10 protein-coding genes and 1 pseudogene are annotated in these 12142 nt (G+C 37.7%); 3 read left to right on the top strand and 8 right to left on the bottom strand.

From position 1 onward, the window contains the following. Nucleotides 1-15 precede the first annotated feature (15 nt). The 4 genes from ACZ5A8_RS11970 to ACZ5A8_RS11955 form a co-directional block, all read right to left on the bottom strand. On the bottom strand, nucleotides 16-2109 hold the full coding sequence (locus tag ACZ5A8_RS11970; RefSeq protein WP_464529270.1) for a sensor histidine kinase: 2094 nt from the start codon (nucleotides 2107-2109) through the stop codon (nucleotides 16-18). A gap of 523 nt (nucleotides 2110-2632) precedes the next feature. Then, entirely contained in the window at nucleotides 2633-3829 is a 1197-nt protein-coding gene (locus tag ACZ5A8_RS11965; protein WP_464529268.1) for an aldo/keto reductase, read from the bottom strand. 211 nt (nucleotides 3830-4040) lie between these two features. Further along, on the bottom strand, nucleotides 4041-5237 hold the full coding sequence (locus ACZ5A8_RS11960; protein WP_464534114.1) for an aldo/keto reductase: 1197 nt from the start codon (nucleotides 5235-5237) through the stop codon (nucleotides 4041-4043). Nucleotides 5238-6170: 933 nt separating this feature from the next. Further along, complete coding sequence (locus tag ACZ5A8_RS11955; RefSeq protein ID WP_464529267.1) at nucleotides 6171-6413, bottom strand: hypothetical protein; 243 nt, start codon at nucleotides 6411-6413, stop codon at nucleotides 6171-6173. Between the two features lie 895 nt (nucleotides 6414-7308). Between ACZ5A8_RS11955 and ACZ5A8_RS11950 the strand changes: the two genes are divergently transcribed. Next, a complete protein-coding gene (locus tag ACZ5A8_RS11950; RefSeq protein ID WP_464529265.1) occupies nucleotides 7309-7659 on the top strand; it encodes a CRISPR-associated endonuclease Cas1 in 351 nt (116 codons plus the stop codon). Between the two features lie 345 nt (nucleotides 7660-8004). Here ACZ5A8_RS11950 and ACZ5A8_RS11945 read toward each other — a convergent pair whose 3' ends face one another. After that, nucleotides 8005-8712, bottom strand: a complete 708-nt coding sequence (locus tag ACZ5A8_RS11945) for a TIGR02391 family protein (RefSeq protein ID WP_464529263.1) — start codon at nucleotides 8710-8712, stop codon at nucleotides 8005-8007. A 302-nt stretch (nucleotides 8713-9014) separates the two neighbouring features. On the opposite strand from ACZ5A8_RS11945, the gene ACZ5A8_RS11940 reads away from it, so the two are divergent. Continuing rightward, entirely contained in the window at nucleotides 9015-9638 is a 624-nt protein-coding gene (locus tag ACZ5A8_RS11940) for a hypothetical protein (protein ID WP_464529261.1), read from the top strand. A 153-nt stretch (nucleotides 9639-9791) separates the two neighbouring features. Here ACZ5A8_RS11940 and ACZ5A8_RS11935 read toward each other — a convergent pair whose 3' ends face one another. The 3 genes from ACZ5A8_RS11935 to ACZ5A8_RS11925 are packed head-to-tail and all read right to left on the bottom strand — an operon-like array spanning nucleotide 9792 to nucleotide 10851. Beyond that, a complete protein-coding gene (locus tag ACZ5A8_RS11935; protein WP_464529259.1) occupies nucleotides 9792-10247 on the bottom strand; it encodes a hypothetical protein in 456 nt (151 codons plus the stop codon). After that, nucleotides 10220-10663, bottom strand: coding sequence for a transposase (locus ACZ5A8_RS11930; RefSeq protein WP_464534113.1), 444 nt, complete (start codon nucleotides 10661-10663; stop codon nucleotides 10220-10222). Before ACZ5A8_RS11930 ends, ACZ5A8_RS11935 begins: the two co-directional genes overlap by 28 nt. Before the next feature lie 2 nt (nucleotides 10664-10665). Next, the gene (locus tag ACZ5A8_RS11925; protein WP_464529257.1) at nucleotides 10666-10851 is read right to left on the bottom strand and encodes a hypothetical protein; all 186 of its coding nucleotides are present in this window, start codon (nucleotides 10849-10851) and stop codon (nucleotides 10666-10668) included. A gap of 76 nt (nucleotides 10852-10927) precedes the next feature. Here ACZ5A8_RS11925 and ACZ5A8_RS11920 point away from each other — a divergent pair. Next, nucleotides 10928-12140, top strand: a pseudogene (locus ACZ5A8_RS11920) (ISAzo13 family transposase). Nucleotides 12141-12142: the final 2 nt, after the last annotated feature.

The following is a 12142-nucleotide window of genomic DNA, read 5'->3' as shown; positions in this document are numbered from 1 at the left end:
TTTTCTGTCCTTTGATTAATTATTAGAGTTGAGGGGTATTGTAAAAATGAATTTACTTCCTTTCCCAAACTCGCTTTCAACCCATATTCTGCCTGCATGCATTTCTACAAATTTCTTGACAAGAGAAAGTCCAAGCCCTGTTCCTTCCTGATTTCCTAATTCAGAGTTCTCAAGCTGTGTAAATGGCTGAAATACCTTTTTGGCCTCTTCTTCAGATATTCCAACGCCTGTATCTTTAATGGTAATTTTTGCTCCATCTTCCCCAACCCTGGCATCAACAGTAACATTTCCTCCTTCGGGAGTGAACTTGATAGCATTATCCATCAGATTGTACAATATCTGCTTGAACTTCATTCTGTCAGCCTTTATGGCTGTTAGCTCCTGGTCAACCGTGCTCAGGATCTGTATGCTTTTCTTTGATGCCAGAGGTGTCAATAACGTCTTAACTTCAGAGACCGAACCGGATACGGAAAACTTCTCTACGTTAAGTTCCATCTTCCCGGCTTCAACTTTTGAGAGGTCCAGTACATCGTTGATCAGCTTCAGGAGATGACCTCCGCTCACTGAAATATTACTTACATATCTGAGCTGTCTTTCGTTAAGCGGGCCGAAGTTTTGAGTAAGCAGCATGTCAGAAAAACCTATGATCGAATTCAGAGGTGTCCGCAGTTCATGGCTCATGCTGGCCAGGAACTCACTTTTTGCCTTATTGGCAACTTCAGCCTCCATTTTTGCTCTAACAAGCTCATTTTGCATATTCTTAGTATCGGTTATATCCGAAATTATCACGTACAGGAATATTTTCCCGTTCATCAAAATAGGATAGCTGTAATTTTCAACATCACGTAATTCTCCGCTGGACAAGCGGTGAGTGAAATAGAAGTGATTGAGATCCCTTGACCTCGCCTGCTCCAGTTCTTGTAATATTTGCTCTTTTGGAAGTATATTGATGTCAGCAATATTCAGGCTCAGCATTTTCTCTCTGATATATCCGTAGTAAGAACAGGCAGCTGAATTTACATCAAGAATATTTCCCGTATCCGGGTCGATCAGCATTATTACGGCGCCGTTATTCTGAAATACAGAGCGATATCTGCTTTCACTTTCCTTGATCAGTTTCTCTGCTTTTTTGCGCTCAGTAATGTCTTCTATAATGTATATGGTCTGAACGTGGTTTCCATTTTCATCCTTTAAGCCCGAGGAATTAACATTGACATCTACAGGCTTCCCACCTTTTCGGACCATCCTGTATTCTTTATTGAAGGAAAAACTCCTGTTCTCTATCTCTTCTGAGGATTCATGAAACTTTTTCAAGTAATCTGGATATATGAGGTTGTTTATGGGCTGCTCTATGAGCTCTTCCTGCCCGTATCCAAGGAGCTCTTCTACACGGGAATTGCAGTCAACAATAATCCCTTTTTTGTCCGCCAGAATAATCAGGTTGGCAGCATTCTTAAACATGGATCTGTAGATTTCTTCCCCTGCATGTATTGCTTTTTCAGCATTCCTGCGCTGTATCCCCATACCTATCAGGTTTACAGCTATTCTGAGTACTGATATATAGTCATTTTTCCAGTTCCCACTCTTTCTCACATTGTCCATTCCCATGAAACCTGCAAGCTTCCCATCTACATACAGGGGTAAAACAATAAGGGATTTTATTCCCTGTTTTTCAAGCACCTCTTTTTCTGCTGCTGCTTCTGGTGGCAGAGCCGAAATATCGGCTATATGGACTATTTCATCTTTACGAAGTTTCTTCATCCACCATGGACACGTATCGGGAGAAGCGTTTTGCAGGTTGTTTTTCTGAGGCTCCACCCCTTCAGCACACCACTCATGGGTATTGTCTATAGCACTTCCGTTTTCACGGATCAGAAAGATATAGCTCCTGCTAGCCCCACAGAGAGTCCCAATTTTCTCGAGTGCAAAATTGATATCCCTTTCAAGATTTGCAGGAGCGGTGAACATGTTGGAGATTTCAAGTAATACTTCTTCTATCTCCAGTTTACGCCTGATTAATTCCGTTGATTTGATTGATTCCGTTGATTTGATTGATTCTTTTGACTTTATTCTGTCAGTATTATTGAAGACCGCATCGGAATAGCTCATTGTAATTCCATCCCTTCAGGCAGTATTAGAATTCCCTTTTTGGTCCAGCGGATGTTTTTTGCATCCTGTACTTAAAAGTACGGCTTATCTCCTTTTTAAAAAAAGACAAAAACCTCTGCATATATTCTTTCCAAATCTTCTTAATACAAATTTATTTTGCGAACTTCTCCACTTTTCAGATATACATATAAGAAATTAGATGTATTTATAGGAAATCAAGAGGATAAAATTTTATCTATATTATAAACTTCTGGCTCTTTTACTTATTATTCGATAAAACTGTAACATATAATTATATCTGAAGCTGTTGACGTAAAACTGAATCTATCTCGATAAAACTTACAATAACCCGGCAGTCAGGCAGGCTGGACAAAAATAAGCTCTTTTGAATCTGGAAGAGATGTAGACTGAACTGAGTAGCTTTGACTTTATATTAGTTCCATAGTCAGTTGTAAAAAACCTATTCGATTAATTCAGGTCAGGGTCTTAAGGTTAGAAAGATCAGGGTCGCAGCACCCGACCTTTACTCTTTCCCAAAAGCCTTTTTCGCCACAACTCTCCATCCCTTGAAGTCTTTTCCCTCAAACTCGCCTTCAACGGCTGCAAGCAGGGACGGTATATCCAGATGCTGGGGACATCTTTCAACACACTGTCCGCACTGTCCGCATTGCGAAGCATAGCCTGAAACGTCGCCTCTAATTATTCCTCCGGGTTTTGCCGCATACATAAGTTTTGCTTCTTTTTCATTTCCTGAGATGTAAAAGTTATCGTATATTTCAAAACAGGTAGGGATATCCACTCCCGAAGGGCAGGGTGTACAGTACCTGCAGCCTGTGCAGCCGGTTTTCATGAGTTTCCGGTACTTCTCCTCTACTCTTTTTACGAGTTGAAGTTCATTTTCTGTGAGGGAATCGGGATAAGCCACACCGGCTATTTTCAGGTTCTCTTCGATATGAGATTCTTCGTTCATGCCTGAAAGTACTACTGTAGCTTCAGGATGGTTCCAGATCCAGCGAAGAGCCCATTCTGCTGGAGTGCGTTTTACCTCAGCTTCGTTCCATATATCCTGTATTGCAGGAGGTACGGGGTTTGTCAGCTTACCTCCGCGCAAAGGCTCCATAATAATGACACCCAGTCCCTTTGAAACAGCATATTCCAGTCCTTCAGTTCCAGCCTGGTTTTTTTCATCCAGGAAATTGTACTGGATCTGGCAGAAAGTCCAGGGATATGCATCCACAATGCGCTTAAAATCCTCAATTGACCCGTGGAAGGAAAAACCTGCATTTATAATTCGCCCGTCAGCCTTCGCTTTATCAAGAAAATCGGCCACACTGAGGGCTTCCATTTTATCCCATAGTGTCCCTACGAGACCATGCACAAGATAATAATCTATGTGATCTGTCCTGAGCCTCTCAAGCTGGGCATTAAGGATCCTGTCCATATCTTCCCTGTTTCTCACTATCCAGGAAGGCAATTTTGTAGCAAGTTTAACCTTTTCTCGATATCCGTCAGCAAGAACTCTCCCAACGAAAGGCTCACTTTCCCCCATGTGATACGGCCATGCTGTGTCTACGTAGTTTACCCCATGATCTATTGCATAGCGCACCTGGTGTCTGGCTCTCTCTTCATCTATTTTTCCTTCTTTGAGAGGAAGGCGCATGCATCCGAAGCCGAGTATCGAAAGCTCGTCTCTATTTTCTGGCATTTTTCTGTACAGCATTTCCATCACCTTACCGTTTTAAGTTGCTTCCGTGATTTTTAAGGGTTTCTACATTTTAAATGACTTTTGATATTTGGTCTTTCCTTACCCTTTAGCCCTCCCTTACCCTTTAGTCCTCCCTTACCCTATAACCCTCCCACTTTAGCCCTTCCTTAACCTTTAGCCCTTCCTTAACTTTAGCCTTCAATTAACCTTTAATTCTTTTTAGCCTTCAGTCTACCCTGAACGTCTGTCTTGCAGCGGCTTTCCATGTTTCCAGATCAGTCCCCTCGAATTTCTCTGCAATGATTTTAAGCAGAGAAGGTATATCCAGATGCTGCGGGCATTTTTCAAGGCACTCCTTGCACTGCATGCACCGCGAAGCATATCCAGGGACATCTCCTTTTATTATTCCACCTGCTTTTGCTGCGTACATCATCTTTCCTTCATTTTCGTTCCCTGAAAGATACAGGTTGTCATATACTTCAAAACAGGTAGGGATATCCACTCCCGAAGGGCAGGGCATACAGTACCTGCAGCCTGTACATCCGGTATACATAAGCGTGCGGTATTTCTGCTCCACTCTACTCACAAGCTGCAGTTCGCCTTCATTCAGGGAGTTCGGATAGGCTTCATCTGCTATTTTCAGGTTCTCTTCGATATGAGATTCTTCGTTCATGCCTGAAAGTACAACCGTAACCTCAGGATGGTTCCATACCCAGCGGAGTGCCCATTCTGCAGGTGTATGTTTTACCTCTGTCTCGTCCCAGATTTCTTTTATTTCAGGAGGTGCTAGGCTGGAAAGCTTGCCTCCGCGTAGAGGCTCCATAACGATTACACCTAACCCCTTTGAGGCGGCATATTCAAGTCCTTCCGTTCCTGCCTGATTTTTTTCATCCAGGAAATTATACTGGATCTGGCAGAAAGTCCAGGGATACGCATCCACAATAAGCTTAAAATCCTCGATTGACCCGTGGAAGGAAAAACCGGCATTTATAATTCGCCCGTCAGCCTTTGCCTTATCAAGAAAACCAAGGACATCAAGCTCTTTCATTTTATCCCATAAAGCCCCCGCCAGATTGTGTAACAAATAGTAGTCTATATGGTCAGTCCTGAGCCTCTCAAGCTGGGCATTAAGAATCCTGTCCATATCCTCTCTATTTTTCACAATCCAGGAAGGCAGTTTTGTTGCGAGTTTGACCTTTTCACGGTATCCGTTAGCAAAGACACTTCCCAGGAAAGGCTCATTTTCTCCCAGATGGTATGTCCAGGCTGTATCAATATAATTTACTCCGTGATCGATTAAATGACGTACCTGGCTCTTTGCTCTCTCCTCGTCAATCTTTCCGTCTTTGACAGGAAGTCTCATGCACCCCAGGCCCAGTATTGAAAGCTCATCTCCAGTTCCCGACATCTTTCTATAAAGTATTCGTCTCCCCCCTTATTTTCCCGATCTCTATTTTTTCTTAATCTTTAAAAATGAGTCCCAAATGAAGTGTAAAATCCCAGGATCTTTAGCCCTGAGAAGTAAAGTGTTGACTTAACCCCTTATTCCGTACGCATTCTTGCCTCTTTACAAACAATTCCTGGAGAGAAGGAAAACAAATTCCATTGCATAGCGTTATTTCTCCTGTGTAATATCTCCCCGCTATCTTTTCGTCCCCCAGAGTTCATAAGTAATGACCGATTTTAGTTCTCAGGCAGTAAAAGCACCTAACTTCAGATTCAGCACCTAATTCCAGATTCTTTTTGACTGAAAAATGAATGCGGCTTTGCCCACTTCCGCAGTCATCATTTCTCAAAATAATATCTTAAAATTAGATTCCTATCTCAATAATCTAATTTTGAGATATATTTAGGATAACGGTTTTTAGTTCAGAATCAATGCTCTCAGCTATTATTTTTAATCTGTACATAAAAATAGCGTGATATATTAACGAAAATCTGGTACTATCTTTCGTCTTTTTCGTTCCAGGGTCTACAACAGGATGACACACATTAAGCTTCCTGCAGACGACAAAAATATGAAAAAATATGCAAGAATAAGAGTAATTCAAAAGTTAGGATTATTAAAGAGCTGATCCCAAAACAAATTGCTTTTCTAAATCCTTTATTCCAAATAATTAATCGAGTTTCTGATCGTGAAAAATGCTTCTAAATGCTTCTAAAGATTTCTGATTGGAGAATCAAATTGGTTTTGGAATGAGCTCTCCATATAAAAGTAAAAATAGCGTTATTAGACTATGCGGAAATTAGACTATGCGGAAAGCGAGTAAACGAGTAATACATAACAAACTAACAAATTTTATACACACTTATGGCTACATAGAAACCACACATAACCGCAGCCATAGCTCGGGATTTACAACAACTCAGAAATTTTGTCTGCATTCCGAAGCCCTAATAGTACCGCGCCCACGCCACGTTCTGACAGACGTATGTACGCAAATCTCTTTGAAATGCTTTTATCTATAAGTTTAGCGCGATACAATTCATTGACTGCATTTTTATCTAGCTTTGATTGCTTTTCCCAACCTTCGTTTATACCAAGCATCCCAATTTCATATAGATGCTTAAGTATTTCGTCTTCCATAGCTTCTAACATATACATATCTATTAACTCCTCACTTCAAATTTGCCCTGTATGTGGCAATTTTAATCTGAGCAAATTTAGGAAACTGTTTAATATCTTCCGGGATTATCAGAATTTACCATTAATTCCGTTAGCTGTTAACTACAATGAATCTAAAACCCAGAAAATAATAAAAAGACTCTAATTTATCTTTCCGTCTTTACTTGTTCATTCTTTCCAAATTTTTATTTATCATCAAATCACTTCTAACTATTTAAGTTTTTTGAAACACTATGGATTTTAATTCGTTTGTTCATTTTTTATTATTTGAGGTTTTACCAAGAACTACAAAAATGCTTTAAAATCTAAAAAACACATCAAAAAGACTGAGTAAAGCCCGAAAGAGTTATGTTCATTTCCCGTATCCCCGGTACATAGGAATTAACATCTTCCAGGCAATCCTTATTCACATACCTTACCGATTATTTCTATGAGTTATTCCTCACTCTTTTGACCTATTAACTTCCTTACCTTACACTACACAATTATCCATTTTGTTATTTTAAATTAATTCTACAAAAAATAATTTCTTAACAAAAGTTACTACCACATAAAAAATTATAAAATCGAACAACAAATTAATATTAATGATGTTTTTTATTACTTTCTGGAATCTTCAAAATTTGGTCGTGTCCTTGAGTTAGTGATCAATTCCAAAAAAGCGAGTAAGCGCCTATCCGAAAAGTGTTGTGACCTATCACTTATGGGATAGAAGCAGGCTTAGCCTGGAAACACTGGAATGAGTTTTCGAAGGCTGTTCCAAAGGAATATGATTTCTGTTCCAGGATAGACCAGTACAGAAGATCTGCAGGATCTGGGGATATGGTGAACACAATGCTAAATTATGGCATTCTCTACTTGAATCCGAATGCCTGAGAGCCGTTCATTCTGTGGGTCTGGAGCTCATGTAGGGTTCTTGCATGAAATGACCTCAGGCAAAAACAGCTTAGCCTATGACTTTCAGGAACCTTTCAGGTTACTTGTAGATCTGGCAGTTATTAGCCTGATTGAAAGTGGGGCTATGGAAAGTAAAGACTTCATAAGGACAGAAAATTACAATCTGAGGCTAAAGCCTGCAGGATTCAGGGAGATTGTTAATGATTTTTCCAATATGCTGAATAAAAAAGTAAGTTATCAGGGAAAAGAAAGTACCTGGAGTTACGTTCTTTTTCTGAAGGTAAGGGGGTTAGCCCATTACCTCACAAGTAAAAAGGAATAAATTGATTTTGTTAAGCTTGAGTATGAAATTGAGAGAATTGACTCTTATGGCATAAGGCAAAAAATTCTCAATATTTCTATGTTGATTGGAAGAAACTAGGATTTTCTAAAGGTATATTGCATTATATGAAGCAAAATGCCAAGGCAGATAAACCTTTTACTCTGAACGCTCATGTGAGAGAACGCTTGGATAAGCGGGAGAAACTTATCACAAGTGACTAATTTTTGGTGTCGTTTAGGCGTCTTTTTTGTATTTTCTATGAAATTCAGGGGACAAGTACAAACGACAAACAAAAGGACACATACGACATAGACAACGGACATAAGACGAAAGACTCTCAGTATTTCAAATATCCTGATTTTTATTAATAATCATCTGCCCTATCGGAGTCAATTCGAACCACCCAAAAGTATCCAAATCTGCAGGTTCACTCGGAAGACTGTGATCCCTTATTTCCTGTCTATACTCAATAAGACCTAAATCAAAAACGAATTGACATTGATGATCAGTGTAACCTCTTTCACATAAGTCCTCAAACAAACCATCAAAACATCCATATGGGCAAACTTGGAACGAAAGAAAAGAAAGTAGATCTGATATTTGTGATTCTTTATCAAAAATACCTCGTTCTATCAATCCCTTTGCTCCACCAATCTCCTCAAAGCTAATAGATGAGGCTGCTATAAGATCTAATAGCTCACTAGCTAACACCATGATCCTAATACAAATCATTTCATCGATTTTACTACCATCATGAGCAGTGTAATTTCTGTAATAAGAAAACGCACCTTTAAATAATGATTTTGCTTGTTCTTGGAGTTCATCTCCTAAAGGAACTGTTAACTTTATACTTTTTCCAGACCCTAAAAGCGTATCGACTAATCGTATGCCAAATAATTTTTCGTTAGTTCCAGATTTCTCCTTAAGTGCAAGTTCTACTTGTTTCATCGATTCAAATGCAGCAAGGTGAAAATGGCCATCTCTGTAAACAGACATGCATTTATCGATAATCCTTTGATGAAGTATAGTATCTAATCCAAATTCTACCGTCATTGCTCCACCTACCAATTTTCAAAAACAAATTTTTGTATATATTTTATATGTAAAAATGAATGTATTTTTTGTTAACCTATCATTAGATTACGTTTTATATTACTTTTACTTTGAAAATGCTTTAAGAACCAGAGAAAATTTAAAAAATCGTTAAATTTAAAAAATCGTTAAAAAAGTCACACTTTATGTAAAAACATACATTTTGAAACGTTTTTTGCTTGTGGTGGGATTTGCGGGAAATCTCGACGATATATCTAATAATTTTCGTTACGTTTATCAGCTTATTACTTATATTGAAATGCATGACAGACAATATAGCTGACTACAACTACGATGATACGCTTGACCCTGAATCATATCGTACCAGAGAAGTATATGCATTTTACGGGCTTACGATGTATCACATTCAATGTTTAGAAAGAACTTTAGCTATGCTTGCTGCCACTGTTTATAATCCTAATGCCGACCATATTACTAAATCGCAATTTGACTCTATTCTTGAAGGAAACTTTAAGAAGACACTTGGTCAATTAATATACAATGTTAAAAAATCCGTTGATTTATCAGACGATTTTGAAAAGAAACTTTCAGATGCTCTGGAAAAGAGAAATTTTATAGCACATCATTATTTCTGGGCACGAGCTATGAAGTTCGGTCATACACGTGGTCAGAAAGAAATGATAACAGAACTCAGCCAACTAAGTGCTTATTTCGAAGAGATGGATAAGGAATTAGATATAGTTCTAAGAAAATGGGGGAACGCTAAAGGAGTAAACGATAACAGGATTTATCAGATTATGTGTAATATGCTTCTTTCGGAAATTAAAGACATCGATGATGAAGAAGCAGTTAAACAGGTTATGAATACAGTAATTTATCAAATTTTATATGATGCATCTTCGAAAGAGCGTTACAATACAGGCTAATGCTAGCAAGTGCTGTAAGAGATTGAATTTAATTTGGGTATTTTAGTATAACTTATGCATTTTATTCACATGTCTGTGAATATATTAACAAAAGCCATAGGTTGTACAACAAAATTTGTGTGCTTATGAAAATACGATATTCCAAAAATAAGTTCAATAGTAATCTCCACAAAAATCTAACTGCACAGCAATTGCCATGCTGATTCCATCAAGTCTGTAAGATAACCAATCTACAACATATGACAGATTTGTAATATTAAGAAACTGTTGTTCTTTATCATCTACCAGAAATGGCTTTTGTTTCTTAAAATTATCAGGGTAACGGAATGCTTGTGATGTTGTATCCCGTGCAACTTCTTTAATAAAATGATCTATTGTTTCATAGTCCATTCTAATATCTTCACTTAAATCTGTGTACTCTTCCCACTCTTCTATTTCTTTTAAGATTATTTTGCATTTTTCCCACAAAGAAACTATATTATGGCTTGTGGATAAATCTTGTTTCTGATGTGTTTGATATATAAAGAACTCCACACGACGTATTATTTGTTTTAAACGCAATTCAAGATAATGAGCTCGTTTCAAAACTTCTCCTGTAGCTTTTCCCAATAAATAAAGAATGTTGCTAATATCACTAATGCCCTGAATATTCTGTCCAATCTTTCATACCTTAGGATAATTCTTCTGAATCCTGTTTTTATCCTTGAGAAAAACCTTTCTACTGCTGACCTTTTCGCATACGATTTTTTACTAAATCTTCTAGGTCTTCCTCTTTTTCTTTTCTTTCTGTTTCTTTTGTTTTCAGGAATAGAAGCTTTGATTCTTCTCCTGTGCAGGTACTCTCGTACCTGCGTATCATCGTAAATTGAATCTGCTACTATTTCTTCTGGTCTTGTTATTGGTCTGTATCCAGTCCTTACCTTTATTGCTCCAATAGTCTCCTCAAATCTGTAAGGATCATATTCCGCTCCTGAACCAATAACAATGCTTAATGGAAGATCTTCTGAGGTTACAGCTGCATGAATCTTTATTCCTTTTCTCTTTTTGAATCCATTATACTCGACACTTTCCCCCCTTTTTTTGCTTCTACAAAACTGCTATCTATTGCAACAATTTCAAGGGAGAGTTGTCCATTCTGATAAGAATCATCTATGAGAGAATCAAAGATTTTATCCCAAACACTTTCTTCAGACCATCTTTTTAGGAATAACAAATATATAATTTAAAGTATTTTTATTGTCATATAATATTGATTAAAATCTGTTAGAAATGACAAGGAATTTACTTTAATGCTGCACACAAAATATTCTGAAAAAATTGAAAAACAGATGAAAGCGTTTTATAACACTTTAAATGAGAAAGATCGAAGAAGATATGCAGCCATAGAAGCAATGAAATTAGGACATGGGGGACAAAACTACATAAGTAGTGTTCTAGGCTGTCATTTTCAAACTGTTATGGCTGGAATTAATGAAATCACTAATGGTATAGAAAAACCAGGTAACAGGATTCGAAAGTCTGGCGGAGGAAAAAAGAAAATCATCGATACATTTGAGAATATTGATGAAGTTTTCTTTGACATTCTAAAACATCATACGGCTGGAAGCCCTACGGATAAAGAAATAAAATGGACGAATCTGAGTCTCAAGGGCATTTCAAAGGCTTTTGAAGCAAAAGGCATGAACATAAGTCCACATGTAGTAAAGCAGCTCTTAAAGAAACATGGTTTTGTAAAGAGAAAAATGCAAAAATCTGTCACTATGAAAGACTGTAAAGGCAGAAATGAGCAGTTTGAGAAGATTAACAAGCTCAAAGAAGAGTACGTAAAAAGCGAGAATCCGATAATCAGTATAGACGTAAAAAAAAGAAGTCATCGGTAATTTCTACCGTGACGGTAAAATCTACTGTACCCAGACAGTAAAGGTATATGACCACGATTTCAATACATTTTCAGATGGTTTTGTAATTCCACATGGTATTTATGACCTGAAACGTAACGAAGGATACATCACTTTAGGAACCAGTAAAGATACAAGTGAGTTTTGTTGTGACTGCATTAAATACTGGTGGGAAAAATACGGTAAGGAAAACTATCCTAAGGCAAATAGCATTTTAACCTTAGCAGATGGTGGTGGAAGCAACTCAAGCAGGCATTATATTTTCAAGGAAGATCTGCAAAAGCTGGTAAATGAAATTGGGATTGAAATCAGAATGGCTCACTATCCACCATATACTTCGAAATACAATCCAATAGAACACAGGTTATTCTGTCATGTTACAAGTGCCTGCAAAGGTACTGTTTTCAGCACTATTGATGTTGTTAAAAGCCTTGTTGATAGGACGTATACATGCACAGGATTGAATGTGTTTTCAACCATCAAAAATAAAGTTTATGCTACGGGAAGAAAAGTAAGTGAAAACTTTAAGGAAAAAATGAAAATTGTCTTTGATGATTATTTGGGAAAATGGAATTATACAGCTATTCCAGAAGTTAAAACTTGAAG

The organism is Methanosarcina subterranea, assembly GCF_055385895.1.
Note: the sequence above shows the minus strand (reverse complement) of the source record. Positions and strands in the feature narration are given on the sequence as shown.

Coding starts and splice junctions, on each gene's coding strand:
- ACZ5A8_RS11965 (WP_464529268.1), bottom strand. CDS start 3,829: ATGCTGTACAGAAAAATGCCAGAAAATAGAGACGAGCTTTCGATACTC.
- ACZ5A8_RS11940 (WP_464529261.1), top strand. CDS start 9,015: ATGACAGACAATATAGCTGACTACAACTACGATGATACGCTTGACCCT.
- ACZ5A8_RS11970 (WP_464529270.1), bottom strand. CDS start 2,109: ATGAGCTATTCCGATGCGGTCTTCAATAATACTGACAGAATAAAGTCA.
- ACZ5A8_RS11950 (WP_464529265.1), top strand. CDS start 7,309: ATGCCTGAGAGCCGTTCATTCTGTGGGTCTGGAGCTCATGTAGGGTTC.
- ACZ5A8_RS11945 (WP_464529263.1), bottom strand. CDS start 8,712: ATGACGGTAGAATTTGGATTAGATACTATACTTCATCAAAGGATTATC.
- ACZ5A8_RS11955 (WP_464529267.1), bottom strand. CDS start 6,413: ATGTTAGAAGCTATGGAAGACGAAATACTTAAGCATCTATATGAAATT.